23 protein-coding genes are annotated in these 16162 nt (G+C 63.1%); 5 read left to right on the top strand and 18 right to left on the bottom strand.

Annotated features, from left to right (window positions below; all coding sequences use genetic code 11):
- The first annotated feature begins 1 nt into the window (after nucleotide 1).
- Nucleotides 2-337 carry a hypothetical protein gene (locus tag ABD884_RS09970; protein WP_345044460.1) on the top strand — a complete coding sequence of 112 codons (336 nt, stop codon included), beginning with the start codon at nucleotides 2-4 and terminating at the stop codon, nucleotides 335-337.
- A 68-nt stretch (nucleotides 338-405) separates the two neighbouring features.
- On the opposite strand, the gene ABD884_RS09965 is transcribed toward ABD884_RS09970, so the two are convergent.
- The 13 genes from ABD884_RS09965 to ABD884_RS09905 all read right to left on the bottom strand — a co-directional run bounded on the left by ABD884_RS09965 (nucleotide 406) and on the right by ABD884_RS09905 (nucleotide 11107).
- Nucleotides 406-867 (bottom strand): hypothetical protein, encoded by a 462-nt coding sequence (locus ABD884_RS09965; protein WP_345044457.1) that lies wholly within the window; start codon nucleotides 865-867, stop codon nucleotides 406-408.
- A gap of 94 nt (nucleotides 868-961) precedes the next feature.
- Nucleotides 962-2446: a flotillin family protein gene (locus ABD884_RS09960; protein WP_345044453.1), complete on the bottom strand. Its 1485-nt coding sequence runs from the start codon at nucleotides 2444-2446 to the stop codon at nucleotides 962-964.
- Nucleotides 2443-2931, bottom strand: coding sequence for a hypothetical protein (locus tag ABD884_RS09955; RefSeq protein ID WP_345044447.1), 489 nt, complete (start codon nucleotides 2929-2931; stop codon nucleotides 2443-2445). Before ABD884_RS09955 ends, ABD884_RS09960 begins: the two co-directional genes overlap by 4 nt.
- A gap of 74 nt (nucleotides 2932-3005) precedes the next feature.
- Nucleotides 3006-4289 carry a matrixin family metalloprotease gene (locus ABD884_RS09950; protein WP_345044443.1) on the bottom strand — a complete coding sequence of 428 codons (1284 nt, stop codon included), beginning with the start codon at nucleotides 4287-4289 and terminating at the stop codon, nucleotides 3006-3008.
- On the bottom strand, nucleotides 4289-4933 hold the full coding sequence (locus tag ABD884_RS09945; protein WP_345044435.1) for a hypothetical protein: 645 nt from the start codon (nucleotides 4931-4933) through the stop codon (nucleotides 4289-4291). Before ABD884_RS09945 ends, ABD884_RS09950 begins: the two co-directional genes overlap by 1 nt.
- Nucleotides 4934-4985: 52 nt before the next feature.
- Nucleotides 4986-5525: a hypothetical protein gene (locus ABD884_RS09940; RefSeq protein ID WP_345044429.1), complete on the bottom strand. Its 540-nt coding sequence runs from the start codon at nucleotides 5523-5525 to the stop codon at nucleotides 4986-4988.
- Nucleotides 5526-5680: 155 nt separating this feature from the next.
- Complete coding sequence (locus ABD884_RS09935; protein ID WP_345044426.1) at nucleotides 5681-6271, bottom strand: 3'-5' exonuclease; 591 nt, start codon at nucleotides 6269-6271, stop codon at nucleotides 5681-5683.
- On the bottom strand, nucleotides 6268-6462 hold the full coding sequence (locus ABD884_RS09930) for a hypothetical protein (RefSeq protein ID WP_345044421.1): 195 nt from the start codon (nucleotides 6460-6462) through the stop codon (nucleotides 6268-6270). The genes ABD884_RS09935 and ABD884_RS09930 overlap by 4 nt, the downstream gene beginning before the upstream one ends.
- Before the next feature lie 115 nt (nucleotides 6463-6577).
- The gene (locus ABD884_RS09925; RefSeq protein ID WP_345044416.1) at nucleotides 6578-6757 is read right to left on the bottom strand and encodes a hypothetical protein; all 180 of its coding nucleotides are present in this window, start codon (nucleotides 6755-6757) and stop codon (nucleotides 6578-6580) included.
- Nucleotides 6758-6860: 103 nt separating this feature from the next.
- Nucleotides 6861-7607, bottom strand: coding sequence for a hypothetical protein (locus ABD884_RS09920; RefSeq protein WP_345044411.1), 747 nt, complete (start codon nucleotides 7605-7607; stop codon nucleotides 6861-6863).
- Nucleotides 7608-7658: 51 nt separating this feature from the next.
- Nucleotides 7659-8645, bottom strand: a complete 987-nt coding sequence (locus ABD884_RS09915; protein WP_345044407.1) for an endonuclease/exonuclease/phosphatase family protein — start codon at nucleotides 8643-8645, stop codon at nucleotides 7659-7661.
- Nucleotides 8642-10066: a hypothetical protein gene (locus tag ABD884_RS09910; RefSeq protein WP_345044399.1), complete on the bottom strand. Its 1425-nt coding sequence runs from the start codon at nucleotides 10064-10066 to the stop codon at nucleotides 8642-8644. Before ABD884_RS09910 ends, ABD884_RS09915 begins: the two co-directional genes overlap by 4 nt.
- Nucleotides 10067-10078: 12 nt before the next feature.
- Entirely contained in the window at nucleotides 10079-11107 is a 1029-nt protein-coding gene (locus tag ABD884_RS09905) for a hypothetical protein (protein ID WP_345044394.1), read from the bottom strand.
- Here ABD884_RS09905 and ABD884_RS09900 point away from each other — a divergent pair.
- Nucleotides 11106-11360 (top strand): hypothetical protein, encoded by a 255-nt coding sequence (locus ABD884_RS09900; RefSeq protein ID WP_345044390.1) that lies wholly within the window; start codon nucleotides 11106-11108, stop codon nucleotides 11358-11360. The two genes, ABD884_RS09905 and ABD884_RS09900, sit on opposite strands and share 2 nt — an antisense overlap.
- Nucleotides 11361-11424: 64 nt before the next feature.
- Here ABD884_RS09900 and ABD884_RS09895 read toward each other — a convergent pair whose 3' ends face one another.
- A complete protein-coding gene (locus ABD884_RS09895; RefSeq protein WP_345054703.1) occupies nucleotides 11425-12162 on the bottom strand; it encodes a PspA/IM30 family protein in 738 nt (245 codons plus the stop codon).
- Nucleotides 12163-12289: 127 nt separating this feature from the next.
- Between ABD884_RS09895 and ABD884_RS09890 the strand changes: the two genes are divergently transcribed.
- The 3 genes from ABD884_RS09890 to ABD884_RS09880 are packed head-to-tail and all read left to right on the top strand — an operon-like array spanning nucleotide 12290 to nucleotide 13136.
- The gene (locus ABD884_RS09890) at nucleotides 12290-12484 is read left to right on the top strand and encodes a hypothetical protein (RefSeq protein WP_345044386.1); all 195 of its coding nucleotides are present in this window, start codon (nucleotides 12290-12292) and stop codon (nucleotides 12482-12484) included.
- A 5-nt stretch (nucleotides 12485-12489) separates the two neighbouring features.
- The gene (locus tag ABD884_RS09885; protein WP_345044383.1) at nucleotides 12490-12783 is read left to right on the top strand and encodes a hypothetical protein; all 294 of its coding nucleotides are present in this window, start codon (nucleotides 12490-12492) and stop codon (nucleotides 12781-12783) included.
- Complete coding sequence (locus ABD884_RS09880) at nucleotides 12780-13136, top strand: hypothetical protein (protein WP_345044381.1); 357 nt, start codon at nucleotides 12780-12782, stop codon at nucleotides 13134-13136. The genes ABD884_RS09885 and ABD884_RS09880 overlap by 4 nt, the downstream gene beginning before the upstream one ends.
- 232 nt (nucleotides 13137-13368) lie before the next feature.
- On the opposite strand, the gene ABD884_RS09875 is transcribed toward ABD884_RS09880, so the two are convergent.
- Genes ABD884_RS09875 through ABD884_RS09860 form a run of 4 tightly spaced genes read right to left on the bottom strand, consistent with a single transcriptional unit; the run spans nucleotide 13369 to nucleotide 16071 of the window.
- Entirely contained in the window at nucleotides 13369-13743 is a 375-nt protein-coding gene (locus ABD884_RS09875; RefSeq protein WP_345044376.1) for a hypothetical protein, read from the bottom strand.
- Complete coding sequence (locus ABD884_RS09870; RefSeq protein WP_345044371.1) at nucleotides 13740-14018, bottom strand: hypothetical protein; 279 nt, start codon at nucleotides 14016-14018, stop codon at nucleotides 13740-13742. Before ABD884_RS09870 ends, ABD884_RS09875 begins: the two co-directional genes overlap by 4 nt.
- Nucleotides 14019-14062: 44 nt before the next feature.
- Complete coding sequence (locus tag ABD884_RS09865) at nucleotides 14063-14764, bottom strand: hypothetical protein (RefSeq protein WP_345044366.1); 702 nt, start codon at nucleotides 14762-14764, stop codon at nucleotides 14063-14065.
- Nucleotides 14765-14805: 41 nt separating this feature from the next.
- Entirely contained in the window at nucleotides 14806-16071 is a 1266-nt protein-coding gene (locus ABD884_RS09860; RefSeq protein WP_345044363.1) for a TM2 domain-containing protein, read from the bottom strand.
- Nucleotides 16072-16162 lie beyond the last annotated feature (91 nt).

Genomic DNA, 16162 nt, shown 5'->3' with positions numbered 1-16162 from the left:
CATGCCCATCCGAGGTCGAATCGCAAGCACACTGGCGGTGACAGCTCTTGCTGCTGCCGCAACATTGTTCGCAGCAGTACCCGCGCAAGCCGCACCGATCGGGGGCGTTAACATCGCCGCTTACTGCGCCAGAAACGTTTGGAGCGGCACAGGGGCACCCAGCCAGGCCGTGAACATCGATGACAGCTGGGACGGATGGCGGTGCGGGACCTCATACGGCCTGGTCCAAATCCAGATGAACCTCGCCTGCCGGCAGCAATACCCGACGCCCTGGTATCGGACTCAGCCGTGGGCTTCCCACGGCAACGGCATGTATACCTGGCAGTGCAACCGCTGAGCGCAACAGGAAAAACGGTAGTACCGGGTCCGGTACCACACTAGTGTGGCACCGGACCTATCTCGTTGTTAATCGAATCGTTCCCAGGGTCCGGGTTCCGTGACGAGGCGCCGGACGATGGCGTACTCCCCTGACTCGGCCAGGACTGGCATGGCTTTCAGGGCTTCGCGGGCATTCTTGAGGTCCCCGCCGTGGGAGACGATGTCCCGGGGCCGCGGAACGAACTGAACGCCGTATTCGAAGTACGGGTCTTCGTGCTCGGTGAACTGTTCCCTGAACTCTTCGGGGGTCAGCACGTAGAAGCGGCCCTCGCGGTCGCCGTCTTCATCGAGTTCTTCGATGAAGTAGGAGCCGCGCAACACGATGTTGTCCCGGGTGTAGTCCTTGCGCTGGCGGCGGTACATGCCGTTGGAGTCCGGGTAGTTGTCAGTGGTGTGGGAGAAATAGTGGATGTCGGTGTCGGTGTCCAGGACTGTGATGCGGTGTCGGACCGGGCGGCGGTGCATGAAGGTGTCGGTTAGTGTGCTCATGCTCTCTCATGTGTGCGGTGCCCGGGCTTCCTCTCCCCGCGGACGCAAAGAAGGCCCCCGCCGAAAGTGGAGGGGGCCTTCAACCGGAGGGCGATTAGCCGACCAGGGCGTCCTCCTTCGCGGAAGCCGGAGCGGAGGCTTCGATGGAGTGGCCCGCGGCCACCTTGCCACCGGCCATGCCGGCGACGACAGACATGATGTCGATACCGGTGGCGGACTTAATCAAGGCCGGCAGTTCCGTGATGACGTTGCCGACTTGCTTGGTCGCATCGGAGGCACCGTCGGTGGAGATCACAGTGTAATTGTCGATGTTGGACATCGGCTCGGCTGCGGCGCGGACGATCTCGGGCAAGCGTGCGGCCAGTTCGAAAGTCAGGGCGTTGCTGTCGTAGCCGTTGAGGGCCTTGGCGCGGGCTTCGGCTGCGGAGGCCTTGGCGGCGCCGACTGCCTCGATCGACTTCGCCTCGGAGAGGCCCTTCACGGACGTCGCTTCGGCGTCGGCGTTGGCTTCCAGCTTCACGGACTCGGCCTTACCGGTCGCCTCCAGCACGGTGGCTTCCTTAGACGCCCTGGCCATAGTGGTCTTCTGGTACGCCTCACCTTCGGCCTTGGCCTTCGCCGCGTCACGCTCACCCTCAGCCTTCACACGGGCCGCGTAGGCGGCGGCGTCGGCCGGCTTCTTCTGGGTGATGTCGAGTCGTTCGGCTTCCACGAGGGCACGCTCAGTCAGTGCTTCACGTTCCAGCTTGGCGACGCTCACGTCCTGCTCGGCCTTGGAGAGCTGGCCGGCGGCGTCGGCGACAGCCTGCTGGCGGTCGGTTTCGGCCTGGAACCCGGCGACCTTGATCTTGAGGTCCTTGTCCTTCTCGGCGACGTTCGTCTCCGTCTGAATGCGGGCGAACTCGCTGGCCTGGCGGGCCTCGGACTCCTTCACTGCGGCGATCTGGCGGACGCGGGCCGCTTCCGGCTTGGCCAGGTCTTCCAGGTAGGTCGAGCCCGGGGTCTGGATGTCGGAGATGTTCAGGACGTCGATGTGGATGCCCTGGTCGGCCAGTTCAGCCTTGGCCGAGGAAAGGACCTCGTTCTGGAACTGTGCACGGTTTGAGTTGATGTCTTCGATCGTCATGGAGCCCACGATGGAACGCAGGGAGCCTTCGACCGATTGCTGGATCGAATGGTGGAGCTCTGCGTCCGAGTGGGTGAGGAATCGCTGAGCAGCCTTGCGCACGTCCTCTTCCGAGTCGGCGAACTTGAAATTGATCGACGCCACGACGTTGACCTTAATGAAGTTCTTGTCCTGGCCGGTGACGTTCAGGGGCACCTGGCGCTGCTTCAGGCTCAGGGTGAAAGCCTTCTGCAGGACGGGGAGCACGAGGGCGCGGCCGGAGAAGTAGACCTGGTCCTGGGCTGCAGTACCCGCAGCGGAGCCTGACTTGCCCCCGAGTCCCTTACCTACGACGATGAGGACCTCGTTGGACGGGACGGTACGCAGGCGGCTGGCGATGAAGCCGCCCATCGCCACGAAGGCGACCAGGATGGTGACCACTGCGATCACTGTGGTGTTGAGGCCAAAGCTCATTCGGAGAGCCTTTCTGTTGTGGTGGGTGCGACCTTGACCTTCGAACCAAGGGTTTCCGTCACGACGACGGACACCCCGGCGGGCAAGGGGTCGGTGCTGAACGCGAGTCGTTTGTTGATCTCGCGGGGGTGGGAAAGTTTCACTTCGCCGTAAGTGGCGGTGGTGGCTTCGGTGGTGATACCCGCCAGGCCAATCAGGTCGTAGGTAGCAGGCTCTGATGAGGCGGCCAGTCGACGGGTGATGGTGCGGATCATGAGCATGGCGGCGGCAGCGAGCACGATCCCGGCGGCAAGGGCCAGCCAGAGGGACCCTCCGGAGCTCAGCACGAGGTAGCCGGGGATGCCGAAGAAGGTCAGCCCGGCTCCGACGGAGGCTCCCGAGATGAGGCCGTCACCGATGTTGAAGGCTCCGAGCAGGTCGCCGATCAAGGTCGAGACGACCAGAAGGGCGGCGCCGATCAGGCCGACGATGAGGAAGGTTGTCATGGAGTGCTTTCAGATGGACGTGGTGTGTCGCCGGATCATGTGTGCGGCGTTCTAGATCTTCCTGCCCGGACGGGTCAGACGTTGGGGCGGCACTTGCCGTTGCCGAGCATGGCCAGTCCGGTGAGATCGCCGGAGCCGAAGTCGTGAACCTGTCCTGACATCGAAGGCGCCATGAGCTGGGTCGGATCCGCCACATGGTCCAGACCGACCACGTGGCCAAGCTCGTGCTTGACTGCGGCGGCGACTGTGGCGTACCCGTCAGTACCGTACGACATGGTGCCCAGGGCGGCCGCGTTGAGCCTGACCTGCCCGGTGACGTAGGCTGCGTCTTTCCCGTCAACGGTGACAGCCATGCTGCCGCCCAGGCCCAGGGTGGTTTTGGACCCAGGGATGAGGTTATCGGTGAACATGGGTTGCTCTGCTTGGGTTTCCCAGGCGAACAAGACCGGTGCCCAGCGGTTTCCATAGCGTTGCGGCTGGTAAGCGGGACGGTCCGTTGACGGTGCTTCGTCGGTTGGCCCGTCGTTGATGAATACGAAGCCGGTGGCCCGGGAGACGGAGGAGACGGCTTCGGCGATGATCTTGGCGCTGTCAGCCGGTGCGTTCGTTGGCCGCACGACATAGTGGATGGGGCGACACGGGTCATAGGAAATGAAGGGCTGGTCGGTGCCTTTGCCCATGAATGCGTAGGAGTTGCTGCTTCCGGGTACGGGGGCAGGGGTGCCGAGGTGGTGGTCTGATTCTTCGACCCCGGACGGAGGAGCTTTCCCGTCGGCGGACCCGGCCCCTTGGGGCTTGGCGCCGGAGTAGGGTGGCGCGACAGGGTTGAGTGCCGGGCTGCTGATGCCGTGGGAGGCCAGGAGCCTTCCGGTTTCTGAGGTGAATCCGGGGGCCAAATAGGTGAGGGCATTCCAGATGGCCGCTGTGAAGATGGCGCTCAGTATCAGGAACTTGATCAGGTTCCAGAGGCCTCCGAAGAAGTCGCCGATGGCCCGCCCAAGGGCGCGGAAGAACCGTTTGGCCGGGGACCGGCGGCGGACAGCCGGCGGTACGTAAGCTGCGGCTGCAGGGACGTCCCGGGTAGCCTGCCAGTCGTACAAAGGCCGCGAAGGTGAGCGCCATGCCGTGTCCTGCACTGGACGGCCGGCTGCCTCGTCGATCGCCCATTGCGGGACACGGCCCGAAGGCGAGCTGCGCGGCCCCGGGAAGGGCGCTGCGGCAGGTATTGGAGCCGGTGGCGGCGGCTGCTCCGGGATGGCTTCCGGGGCGGGCTGGGGGGCGCGGGCGACTTCTTCCCGGCGTCGTAGTTCCCTGCGGGTCAGGGGTGGGTCGGTGACGTCGAGGGGCTGGTCGCCCATCAGTCCTCGCCATCAGAGGACTCGGCATCCGAGTAGGGGAAGCCAAGCTGGCGGACGGCATCCAGGGCAGCCTTGACGCCGTCCTCGTAGTTATCGGGACGGCCGCCGCGGGGGTGGCCGAGCAGGGCATAGATCGCGGCCGCATATTCGCGGTGGATCTTGCCCCGGGCCTCCGTGAGCTCCTGTTCGGCGAGCATCCGCAGCTCGTGCGGTGTCTGCTGGGCGGACCGGCAGAAAGTCAGCAAGTACCGTTGGTGGTCTTCCTTGTCGATGAGCGTGAACTCGAGGTAGTTCTCCGCCTCGGGGTTTTGCTCGAAAGCCTGCTTGATGACGGGCAGGAAGTTGGCGCCAATGAACTCCGGGGTCAGGGTTTTGACGCCTTCCGGTCCCAAGGACACGATGTCGACCTCGAACTCGTCCGGTTCGACCAGCATGTCCGCGGCAGCGGTGTCATCGACATCCACTCGCGCCGAGTGATCGACCCGGAAGATCACCTGCTTGGTGTACGGGTCCTCGTTGGTGACCAGCTGCGAGCCAGGCCACGCGGCGTCGATGAGGTTGCCGAGGGTCAAAAGGACGCTGGATTTAAGCGGCGTCGCGACTTTGATGTCGGTCGTGGTCGTTACGGGGGCAGGTACAGTCATGCCGCATATGTGTGCGGCACATCCAACGAAGCTCTACCTACCGATGCAGCACTTATGCCAAGTATCGACGGACGATGTCGGCCAATCTCACCAAACCGGCGCTGTCGCCCCAGCGATGAACACCCGTGAGCTGCTCGCCCAACACAAGAACGACTCTCTCGGGGCGGAAGTATGCCGAAGGCAAAAGATCACGGTTAGTCAGCCCAAGATATTGGATCTTGCTTTCGGGCACAGGGATGGTCGAGGAGGAGTAGCGATGAATTATAAGGTTCTCGGTGAGGAACTCGCCAACGGTGTACCCCGTATCAGACAGAGTGTCTGATAAGACCCAACCACGGGCGGCAGGTTTGAAGTCAAAGATGTACTGATTGTGGGCAGGCACGGACTTGCCGAACATCCTGTGCTCTGTTTCCACATAAGTACGTTGCAGATCCTGGCTATATGCCTGATCCGACTGGACCCCTTTGGACAGCAAGAGGTCCCGGAATTCACGGAGCCTGCGTTCAGATTGACGTGCTTCGTCGGATCGCCGGTCGTTTTGCTCCCTAATCGCGGCAACCTGAACACGCATTGCTTCTTCGAGCTCCGACATTCTTGCCCCTTTTCAAAGATGAGGAACCTTGACCCAACGGAACAGTGTGCTGGCTGGGGGCCATCTGTCCGCCAGCCTACAAGCGATCAGCTCCATCTGACGTGCATTGTGAGCAGGTGGAGTGTTGAAGTTCAGCCGACGCTGATTGACGCTCATCAGAACTTCTTCCACGCCTTCTTGGTCGCCGGTGAGGGCTTCATCATAGGGAAGAGCTCATGGACGTCGGAGATCCCGGTGATTTCGGAAAGCTTAACTGCCAGGTGCGCGGCTGCGGCGGCATCTTCACCGGCGTCGTGGTGCTGCAAGGGTGGAAGGCCAAGCTTCTCGACGAGCACGTTGAGCCGGAACGGGCCTTGTTCGGGGATGTGCAGCTGGGCTGCGCGTTGGGTGCAGTAGTAGGTGAAGTCAGGCGGGACCAGACCGGCGGCCTCGGAGGTCTGACGGATCATGGACCGCTCGGCGGTGACGTTATGGGCGACCAACGGCAGGTCCCCGGCGAAGGCGGCCAGGCGGGGCAACATGAGATCCCAGCCGTCGGCGCCGTCGATCATGCGGCGGGTGATGCCGTGCACGGCGATCTGCCGGTCTCCGAAGTGCTGGTGGCCGGGAGGTGGCATCACGTAGTGGGTGTGTGTCTTCCCAAGCTGGCCGTCACGGACCTTCACGAGGCCGATCTGGCAGATGGAGGAGTGCTTCGGATTGGCGAGCTCGAAGTCGATCGCGACAAAGTCCAGTCCGGGTATCAAAGGCCTGCCGCAGCTTCGAGGTCGGCGAGCTTGCCCGGCTCATCATCAAGGACGGCCTGGACCATACCGGCGGTCAGGACGGGCGCGTCGTCACCGTGGCGGTCGCCGATGCGGACGGCGAATTCACGCAGACGCGCGACGATGTCCCGGGATTCGAGCAGTTGGTCGTTGGTGAGCACATGAGATGCCATGGAATGTGATCCTCGCTTGAAGTTGGGTGCGGGCCCCCGGGAGGTGGGTGAACACTCCGGGGGGCCCGTTGACACCCATGTGTGCGGCGGTTTTGAAAAGCGTCACCGAACCTCGTCAGACCGTTGCGGGGACCTTCCCGGCAGCGGCGTCTTCCAGTTCCAGAACGAGGTGTTCAGCCCGTGCCACGTCCCGGCCCCATGCTGCCTTCGCGGCCAGCGTCCGGGTGCGGATGGCGACAGGGTCGGAATCCTCGGCCGCGGAGTCGGGGCGCGCAGGGGCGTTGGAAGAAGTCATAGGTCTCCATGTGTGAGGCGGCCAGGGTTTTTCTCCCTGACCGCCTCAGTTATGCCTCGTTCGAAAGGTCCTGCCACAAAAAACAGGAGTGGTCCAGGACGGGCTAGGCCGCTACCGAAGCGTTGGCAGGAGCCGATGCGGCGGCTTCAATGTCCAGAATCAGGGTTTCGGCCTTCGCAATGTCGGCTCGCCACCGCTTTCGTTCCTCGTTGGTCAAGTCGCGGATCTTCACCGAGCTTTCGTCCATTGCGTCAGACTCAGCGATTTCGAGGTGCCGGGCGGAAGGCTTGTGCGCGTTGGACTCCAACAGGGCAGCGACCGCTTCCTGGGCCTGGGCGTCATGGTCTGCGCGGCCGTTCCTTTGAAGTGCGCTCAGCGCGGTGTCGATGCGCTTCAGGTCTGTCTTGAATCCGTCGGGCAGATTGAAGTCCGACACAATTTTCCCCGATGCGATGAAGGACTCGCGGACCGTATCCAACTGCTTGCCGACGCGGGAGGCATATACAGACCCGGTAATGGCTGCGCTGGCCAGTGCCAGCCCCAGGAGAACCAGAATAGCGCCCACGAACGGGTACGGCAGGTCGGTGCCCGAATGTCGAGGAATGAACCCGAATACGCCGAAAACAACGAGGCCCACGAGTACGGGAACCACGACCTCGGCGCGGAAGGAGGTGGCTGCCACCAGCCGGGAGCGAAGCTCCGGCCGGGCGAGTTGATGAGCTTCATCGCTGGTCAGTCCGGCGTCGATGTAGCGCATTTGGGCTGGCGTCTGGCCGTAAAACGTGGAGGTGACAAGCAGGGCGTCGATAAAGACGCCGTATGGGCGCGCGGGGGCGCTTTCGTTAGTCATGGGCCACATGTGTGGGGCGGCCGAGGTCTCTCTCCCCGGCCGCCCCGGGGATCACACGAGTACGCTCTCCCGCGTTTCTCCCAGGTCGAGCATGAGCTGATCGGTCAGGACGTCGTCCGTGCTGAGCAGCTTCGCGGGGACAGTGGCCAGGATCGGCGGGGTCCAGAGGTCCACGGTGAGCCCATAGTGGTCCGAGGCGGGGAACCCGTAGCGGGTCGTGTCCGTGAAAGACCGCTGCATCGCGACAGGGCAGCCGGGCCGGCCGTAAGCCCAGTCGTAGGTCCATACGTAATCGATGCGCCGGTCAGGGAGCATTTCCGGAAATTCGATGCCGACGATGCGTGCGGTCTGCTGGGCCCAGTAGTTTCCGGAGGCGACCGTGGTGGCTTCGGCCGGATCACCAACGACGGCGAACGCTTCGGTCCAGAAGGTGTAGTCGCCGTTGGTGCCGGCGCCCTGGCCGTTGAGGTACCTGTTGGTGTCGCTTCCTGGGAGGGTGTTGAAGTCCCCGGCGAGGATCGCAACGGGGCTCCGGTCCTGATACCGGTCCATCAGCGCCCGGACGCGCCCGTCGATGGCGGTCACCTGGGCCAGACGGGTCCCTTCCCTGTCTCCACCCCAGGCAAGGTGAGCGGAGATGACAATGAGGGTATGGCCGGTGGGGGCTTCCAGGACGGCGTAGTCGGCGCTGGTGAGCTGGCAGTCAGGTGTGGCGAAGTCGATGGAGCTCGATTCGATTTCCAGCAAAGAGGAGAGCACCGCGTTGCCTGAGAGCCCGCCATCCCTGCGTGGGTGCTGGGCCTGGGCGGAGATGACGGTCAAGCCGGTCTCGGCGGCGATGGTGTCCAGCTGCCGGGAGCGGCCCGCGGCTTCGAAACGGACCTCCTGGAGGCACAGAACGGAGGGTCGGAGGACGCCAAGCTCATCGCATGCCAGCCCGGTGCGCCGTTCTACTTCATCGGGGGCGTGGTTGATGTTTAGCGTGGTGACCCGTAGCAGGTGCTCGGCCGGGATGGTAGTGGTTTTCACGGGGGTCATGAGGTTTCTCCGTCAAGGTAGGTGTCTTCGGTGTATGCCCAGGGGGTTGGTTCGTTCTGCCAGCGCCGCGCGACCTGAGTGGCCTGGTCGGCGTCCCAGGCGGCCCGGTATCCGGCGCCGGCAGCCCACAGGTCGGTGGTGTTCTTGTACTTGGCCGCTTCCGTGACGGGGATACCTGCACGGGTGATGGCACCTAGCCGGTCCGGGGTGATACCGGCCTTGATGACGTCGGCGTGGATGGCCAGAATGCTCTGGTCCCGGTTGATGAAGGCGTTGGCCCGTGTATGGCACGCCTCCGTCCAGGGCCGCAGCTGGTCGGGGTTTTCGATGCCGAGCTTGAGGAGCCTGCCGATGGCTTTCGGATCATCGGGCCGCAGTGACTTCCCGGTCGCCGCCGCAAAGACTGTCAGCTGTGCGCCGGTTGCGTGTTTGCGGGCCGCGGCCAGACGTGCCGTGTCGGTAGTGCGCAGCACCTGGCTTGCTGCTTTGAGGTCGTTGCCGGAGGTGTAGCCGGCGCTGTGGAGGGTCTTCATCTCGTCCAGGGAGGGCTGGAACCCTGCGGTGAGGAAGGAACGGATGGTTTTGGGTGCCACCAGGGCGTCTTCGAGTTGCTGGCCGGTGAAGGTTTCGCAGGCCTTGGAACCGTAGGTGCGCAAATGCGCTCCGGTGATGCCGCGGTCGGCGAGATTAACGATTTGAGCGGCGTTCCGCTTGCTTTCAGGGAGGGCGTCGCGCAAGTCAGCCAGGACCTCGAGCGGGTACTTGTCCGCTTCGATGAGTGCACGATCGCCGATTTTCATATCAAGGGCGTGGCGGGCCCGTGCCGAGCGGGACTCATTCCCCATCAGATCAACAGTGGCCACATACGCATCGGCACGTGTCATGTCCTTGTCGGCGATGACCCGTTCAAGGTCATCCAGCGGAGTGTTCAGGTAAGCCTCCTTCTCCCAAGCGGACCACTGGTGCTCGTGGGTGCTCAGCTTGTCGAGCACCTCCAGCCTCTCCGGTCCAACCCCGCTGTCGATGAGGGATCCGACGCCGCGGAAGCGGTTGAGTTTCTCCCGGGAGAACTCGTTCACCGACTCGTAGCCCAGGGCCGCAAGTGCGTCGCACTGTTCAGGGGTGGGTCCGTAGATGGACCGGTCGATCCGGTATTCGGAGTCCGGGTTGTACATGGCGTCGCAGCGTTGCAGGAACAGCTGTCGCCCGCCCGCGGTTGTGGTTTCGGCGATGCGCCGGTGGACGCCCGGGACCGCGCCGGGGCCTTCATGACGGGCGACGGCATCGAGGATGGCTTCTTCAGTAAGCGGCGCGGGTCCTGCATGAGTGAGGGTCACGCCTGTTTCACTGTGCTCGGTGGCGACGAACTGGCCCCCGACGGGAATCCCCTTGGGCTGTCGGGTGATCAAGGTGCTGGTCATGGCTGCTTCTTTCTAGCGGTTCGTCTTGGCGTCGCGGGCGGCTTTGCGGAGGGCTGCCTCGTTCTCGCGGAAGTTTCGGGACCAGTCGTTTTCGATCTCGGCACGGCCCCAATAGGCGACATTGAAATAATCGCTCTGTGAATCGATGTCGCTCCGGTTATAGGCGTTCGTGATGGCGTCCACCCGCTCCTGGAGTTCCTTGGCCTCCTTGCGCTTGGCGTAGTCGCCGCGCAGGTCCAGTTCGGTGGGGTCCTTCTGGTCCTCGTCGGTGACGCCCTGGACCGTGACGGTGATCGACTGTCCGCCGGAGTACTTGTCGTTGGTGACTGAATACTTCAGGCCGGCCGGCAGGTAATTGGCCGCGGTGGCAGCCTTCAGGTCGGCCCGGATGTCCTTGCAGATGTCGGTGGCGTTGCGGTAACCGGTGTACTTCGAACCGGTGGTCAAGGTTCCTTGCTGGTAGCCGGGTTGGTGCTGGGCGAGGGGCGGCTGGTAGTCCCCCTTCAAGGTCCCGCCCGGGTGTGCTGCTGTGTCTGCTGCGGCGGCTTCTGTGATGACGGCCTTCCAGTTGTCCCCGTTGTGGAAGGCTTCCCGGGCCTTGCTGAAGTAGCCGTAGGCTTCCTCCGGGTGAAGGTTCGGGACGTGGTCGCTGAAGGACTCAGAGAAGTAGTCGAGCTCAGTGTCGGAGACCCCGTCCCGGACGCTTCGTTCGATCTCCCATTCGAGTTCGCCGACAAGCTTCGGGTCCTGGAAGTGCGCCATGAGCAGCGACCCGGGGACGGGCCGGTTATGGGTGGCTGGTGCAGCGTGGCGGCCTGCGGTGACAGGGGCAAGGGAGACTGAGGGTTCGGCGTGGGCGGTGGCGGCGAACTGGCCGCCTACGGGTACGCCCTTGGGCTGGCGGTTCATGGGGATCACGGTCATGCCTGGCATGTGTGCGGCTGTGGCGAAACAGCGCAGCCCGAAGTCGGTTTTGCTTGACGGAAACTTCTCCCGACGGCTATTCCGGGCCTTCATTGTGGAATGGGAAGATTCGGACATGGACACACTCAAAGCCGGACCATACGACTCCGAGCCGATTCGGGAAATCAGGGAGGTTGCGGCTCGCTATGGCGGGGATAGCGTCGCTGCCGCCCGGGCCCGTTGGCGTGAGGCACTCGAGGACGTCTCCCTTGGCGAATACGACAAGAGAATCGTCGATTGGGCCGAACGGATGATGGACCAGAGCACGTTATGGGTATTTGCCGGACTCATCGATCGTGCCCGGCAGACAGGGCAACAAGAAGCCCTTTAACAGCCAACGCAGGCCCCGGAGATGTGCCGGGGCCTGCGTGTTCGGTCAGCGGTGAGTGCTGAGTCTAGGAGTTGATAGCTGCCTGCTGTGTGGCCCCGGACTTCAGGGCTGCGAGGCGGGCTTCGACCTCGGTCTGCTCCCCGAGGTCCTCAAGGGATGCGAACTGTGCATCCAGGCTGGAGGAGGCGAGTTCCTGCTGGCCGCGGACGGTCGCTTCTTCCCGGCGGATGCGATCTTCGAACCGGCCCAGCGTGGACGTCGGATCGGCGGCATCCAGAGACTTGAGCGCCTCATTGACCTGGGACTGCGCGGCGGCGGTCCGGGACCGGGCGACGAGCTCGTTGCGCTTGGCGGTCAGCTCGCCGAGCTTGGCCTTCATCTGGTCCAGCCCCTGTTTGAGCTGCTCGACGACCTTAGTCTGGGCGTCCAGGTTCGGTTCCTGGGCCTTGGCGGTGGACTCTGCGGTCATCTGCCGCTGAATCGCGACCTTGGCGAGGTTGTCGAACTTCTCCGCGTCCGCGGTGTTACCGGCAGTGCGGTACCCGTCGGCTTTGCGGGACGCGGCGAGGGCCTTGTTGCCCCAGTCTGCGGCTTCGCCGACGGCACGGTTGTGGTCTTCCTCGGCGAGACGCAGGTTCCCGATGGTCTGAGCGACGGCGGATTCGGCTTCAGAAATGTTCTCCGAGTAGTCCCGGACCATTTGGTCCAGCATCTTCTGCGGGTCCTCGGCACGGTCCAGGAGGTCGTTGATGTTGGCCTTTGCGAGCTGGGCGACGCGGCCGAAAATACTCTGACTCATGATGTCTTTCTGTTGGACGGGCATTCGGTAACTATGTGTGCGGCACGCCCGGGATCCGGCCCCGGTGATGCGATCGGGGACGTCCGCACACATCAGGTCCGACAGCAGAACCCCGTTGAAGGAGAACCCCATGGCTGCACCAAAGACCTACACCGTCGTCGAAGCCGACTTTTACGACCAGCAGGAAGGCCTCACCGTCGGCGCCCAGGTGGAAGCCGTACCGGCCGGTACCGCCAACCAGTTGCTCGTGACGCAGATCGTCGGGAAAGACTTTCCCCTTGATGAGCCGTACGCCGTGTTCTCCCGCCAGCTCGCGGCCGTATGACCGGCATGGCGCGGAAGGTTATCGACGGCCTTCTCAGTCCCGACGTGCAGGCTCAGGCAGCATCGGCCCTTTCCGCCCGCGGACTCGGCGACGCCTGCCGTACCGCCTCCTACACGGGCTTCATTTCCTGGCCCACCTGGACGGGGACCAACACGCTGATCTATTCTCCGGACACGATGCTGCTCATCGCAGAAAAACGCGGGCAGGACCCGAAGGTACTCGGGGCAGCGACGTATGACGCCAAAGCGATCGAGGCCCGCAACTGGTCCGTGTTCGAACCCGTCGGGGCCGCGGCATGAGCGGCGTTGAAAAGATCATGATCGACCGGCTATTGACTCCCGAGGTGATGGCCGCCGTGGATCCGGTCCTTGCCGCGCTCGGCCTTGAAGCCGCGGAGCGGGAGCGGGAATCCTTCGTCGATTGCCTTACCTGGATTCAAATGTTCGGCTCCACGGCCGGCCCGTTCCATGGCATCGGCGGAGCGGCTATGACCCACTTCCGCCTGACGGTCGTCCACTCCCCTGCAGCGATGATTCTCTTCGCCAACAACGAGCGCTTCGGACCGGCTCGACTCTACGGGGTTGCCAAGTACGACAGGCTGGTCCTCGAAGGCAGGGGCTGGGAGGCTTTCACCGCCGTCCCGGCGTTCTGATGGGCGGAAACATCAGGGTCCTTCGCTTGCGGACCATTTAATCCATCGGTTAGAGTTATCGCGTGTCGGGGTGGTGTTGGGTGACGCCATAAGCCGGGCCGGGTGCTTCAGCAAGGTGCACCGGGCCCGGCTCACTGACAGGGTGAAGACAACAGAAAAGCCGGACGCGTAGAGGCCAATCTCCGCGTCCGGCTTTTCTGCTGTGAACTACACCCGGGAACATGCGTAGTTTTTACTCGGTAATGGTCTTCAGGGCCTCGTCCAGAAGCCGCTGATCGTACTCCATCCCGGCTTGCTTCTTCAGGCTTTCGATTTGGTACGGGTACATGTGCTCCGAATGATCGCGCAGATAGCGGCGGGCGACGTCCGCCTCGGTCTCGTGCAGTACGGCGCCGGAAACCAGCGGCGGGACGAGCTTTGCCGCCTCCATGCCGGGCAGATGCAATTCCAGGACGTGCCCGTGTGGGCTGGTAATTCGCAACTCCACTGCGCCGCGGTTTGCCACGCTGGGTTCGCCGGCATCCCGGTCCTCGCTCAGCCCGGTCACAGTGACGGTGTAGCCGTCCGTGGCTGTTGCGATGTCCGTAGCGAGTGCGTCCCGTTTCACTGGATCAGCCCTTCGAGGGTGTCGGGGACCTTGAAATCGGCCAGGATCTCCTCCTGGGTTTCCTCCGCGAGGATTGCCTTGGCGTTCAGCTGGGTCAGGATTGCGGGTACGGCGCTCCAGATCACGGGCAGGAACACTTCACGCATCCGCTTCAATTGGGCCTGGCTCATCTGCTCGAACGGGACGGCGCCTGTCAGTTTGCGGGAGTCGGCATAGTTGGAAATGGCTTCGTCAACGATGGTGGCCATGTCCAGGTCTTCGCGTTTCTTCATCATGCCGGATATGTGTACGGCAACCCGCGATTCACTGCCCAGCTCGATCAGATAGTCTGCTGCGTCAGGGTGCCATACCAATCCCGGCGCCAACAAATGCCCGCAGAGTCACGGAAGGTGAGTTCCAAGGCCAGCCCATCGGCATCGTCTTGGCCATTCCATAGCTTCCAGTCATCCTCAGATTCGAAGATCACGTTCCTTGTCCGGTTCACGGTGTAGCGGACCTCACCGTCAATGTGGGAGTACACGTATTCATCGGGAAACATATTGAATGCGTACCCTTTAGCCGGTTTAGCATCCTCCGGGCCGAGGGCGATATAGGGCTCCGACCGAACTGAGATGACTGGGGTCGCCGAGTGCTTTGATTTGGCCAGAACATTGCACGTGACGTTGTAGACGGGACCCCCATTGCCGTTCCGAACGAATACCTCAACAGCGTTCCCGGATTTTGCTTTCTGAAGCCACGCTGACACGTTCACGGCTTCTCGCTGCAGATTGTCCTGGCGGACAATGCCAAGTTCTTCGTTTGAGTTGTGAAGCTCATCGCGGGTAGATTCCCAGGTCTTCCTGGCGTATTTTGCCGCAAGAAATGCCCCGACAAGAAGCCCTGCCGTTAGCAAGAGCATGCCCGCGGAGATGCCGACCGTCCACGCGGCCCATCGCGCGGACTCCCAGGCTGCGTCGGCGGCTCGTAGAGCCTGTTGGTCGGGGTCAATTGCGTAGTGGATTCCCGCGGCTAATTCAGTCATGGGCTCCACTACACCACAGATGGAGAGGTGTCCTGATCGGCTTAGCCGTGAACGCCCAGTTCTTCGACTTTCGCGGTCCAGGCGCCGTCAGCGCGCACGACAAGCTGGTACTTGCCGGGGGTCACCGGGACCTCTTTGACGCCGTCTGATTTAGTGTCCTTGAGCAGCAGCGCTTCGGCGGGGACGGCGGCGTCGCCTATTTTCTGCAGAAAGGCGTACGCCGGTCCTGGGAAGCTGTAGCTCAGCCTCAGCTGGTCCCCCGTCACGTTGAAGATGACAGGGTCTGCGGTGCCCTTGATGTTTGCGATCTCGGCCCAGGTCGGGACCGGGGCGGACTTCGGGAAGAGTACCTCGTGGGCCTTCGCAATGCCCGCAGTAACGGCCGGAGTCGCGGCAGTGACAGCGAACAGGGCAAGTCCTGCGAAGAGCGTCATGGTCAGGAGCCATGCTGCAGCCCGGTATTTCTTCTCACCGGTGAAGCGATGCCCGTCCTTGTCTACCGTCCGGCCGCGCAGGATGGAGATGATGTCGATAATCCACCACACACCGAGGCCGCCGGCCGTGGCCAGCTTCAAGGTTCCGCTGATCGGTTTGCCTGAATAGAAGCGGTCCGCGCCCAGTACGCCCAGAAAGATGGAGATCGCGAGGATGGGGCGGAAGTCACGAAGGGACGGGCGCAGCAACGGGAAAGGGCCATATGTCTTGATCTTGGTCAGGTACTCGCTGTCCGCCTGGTCTTTTGCAACGGGCTCGCTCCTGGCCCGTGCCAGGGCAATGCGCTGCTTACGTACGATGGGCTCTTCGAGCTCCGGCGCTTCTTCCAGTGCGGCGAGCAGCGCCGCTTCAAGATCCTCAGCCAAGGCCTCGCGATCCATCGCGTCATCGACCAGAACGTCGGGACGAGGTCGGTCGGATGCCAGGTCCACGTATGATTCGGCGACATGGGAAGCAACGATCACCGTGGTGGGAGCAATGGCCTGGGATCCAGTGGTGACGGCGCGCGTTTCAAGGGCCTGCGCGGCCCGGAGTGAACGTCGGGTCGGAAAGTGCTCGACGTCGTTGACCTGTCCGCGTAGAGCGCCGCGGTTTCGCTTGAGCTCGGTAGCTGCCTCACCTGTTCGGTTCGCGGTTGCTCGCAAGGGAAGGCTGACCGGGGGTTGGGACGGCCAGGTGAAATCCGGATCGTCAAGGTCGAGGTAGGGCAGCTGCAGTCCATTCTCAGTGCCGACACAGTTGCGATCCTCTCGGTCGGGGTGGTCCACGATGCGATCGGTAAACAGTTGGTCCGTACCCAGCGTTGATGTCATTGCCCTCATGTGTGCGGAGAATTCCATCCCGCTCACCGGCCCTTGCGATTTTCGCTCAGAAAAATATCGATGATCGTCACCGCTTATTGCG

Source organism: Arthrobacter methylotrophus (assembly GCF_039539965.1).
In the GTDB taxonomy this organism is placed as follows: domain Bacteria; phylum Actinomycetota; class Actinomycetes; order Actinomycetales; family Micrococcaceae; genus Arthrobacter; species Arthrobacter methylotrophus.
The sequence above is the reverse complement of the archived record's forward strand: the minus strand, read 5'-3'. Positions and strand labels throughout refer to the sequence as shown.

Bases quoted from the DNA above. Each gene is read 5' to 3' on its own strand.
- ABD884_RS09970 (WP_345044460.1), top strand. From the start codon at position 2: ATGCCCATCCGAGGTCGAATCGCAAGCACACTGGCGGTGACAGCTCTT.
- ABD884_RS09965 (WP_345044457.1), bottom strand. From the start codon at position 867: ATGAGCACACTAACCGACACCTTCATGCACCGCCGCCCGGTCCGACAC.
- ABD884_RS09960 (WP_345044453.1), bottom strand. From the start codon at position 2,446: ATGAGCTTTGGCCTCAACACCACAGTGATCGCAGTGGTCACCATCCTG.
- ABD884_RS09955 (WP_345044447.1), bottom strand. From the start codon at position 2,931: ATGACAACCTTCCTCATCGTCGGCCTGATCGGCGCCGCCCTTCTGGTC.
- ABD884_RS09950 (WP_345044443.1), bottom strand. From the start codon at position 4,289: ATGGGCGACCAGCCCCTCGACGTCACCGACCCACCCCTGACCCGCAGG.
- ABD884_RS09945 (WP_345044435.1), bottom strand. From the start codon at position 4,933: ATGACTGTACCTGCCCCCGTAACGACCACGACCGACATCAAAGTCGCG.
- ABD884_RS09940 (WP_345044429.1), bottom strand. From the start codon at position 5,525: ATGTCGGAGCTCGAAGAAGCAATGCGTGTTCAGGTTGCCGCGATTAGG.
- ABD884_RS09930 (WP_345044421.1), bottom strand. From the start codon at position 6,462: ATGGCATCTCATGTGCTCACCAACGACCAACTGCTCGAATCCCGGGAC.
- ABD884_RS09925 (WP_345044416.1), bottom strand. From the start codon at position 6,757: ATGACTTCTTCCAACGCCCCTGCGCGCCCCGACTCCGCGGCCGAGGAT.
- ABD884_RS09920 (WP_345044411.1), bottom strand. From the start codon at position 7,607: ATGACTAACGAAAGCGCCCCCGCGCGCCCATACGGCGTCTTTATCGAC.
- ABD884_RS09915 (WP_345044407.1), bottom strand. From the start codon at position 8,645: ATGACCCCCGTGAAAACCACTACCATCCCGGCCGAGCACCTGCTACGG.
- ABD884_RS09910 (WP_345044399.1), bottom strand. From the start codon at position 10,066: ATGACCAGCACCTTGATCACCCGACAGCCCAAGGGGATTCCCGTCGGG.
- ABD884_RS09900 (WP_345044390.1), top strand. From the start codon at position 11,106: ATGGACACACTCAAAGCCGGACCATACGACTCCGAGCCGATTCGGGAA.
- ABD884_RS09905 (WP_345044394.1), bottom strand. From the start codon at position 11,107: ATGTCCGAATCTTCCCATTCCACAATGAAGGCCCGGAATAGCCGTCGG.
- ABD884_RS09890 (WP_345044386.1), top strand. From the start codon at position 12,290: ATGGCTGCACCAAAGACCTACACCGTCGTCGAAGCCGACTTTTACGAC.
- ABD884_RS09885 (WP_345044383.1), top strand. From the start codon at position 12,490: ATGGCGCGGAAGGTTATCGACGGCCTTCTCAGTCCCGACGTGCAGGCT.
- ABD884_RS09880 (WP_345044381.1), top strand. From the start codon at position 12,780: ATGAGCGGCGTTGAAAAGATCATGATCGACCGGCTATTGACTCCCGAG.
- ABD884_RS09870 (WP_345044371.1), bottom strand. From the start codon at position 14,018: ATGATGAAGAAACGCGAAGACCTGGACATGGCCACCATCGTTGACGAA.
- ABD884_RS09865 (WP_345044366.1), bottom strand. From the start codon at position 14,764: ATGACTGAATTAGCCGCGGGAATCCACTACGCAATTGACCCCGACCAA.
- ABD884_RS09860 (WP_345044363.1), bottom strand. From the start codon at position 16,071: ATGACATCAACGCTGGGTACGGACCAACTGTTTACCGATCGCATCGTG.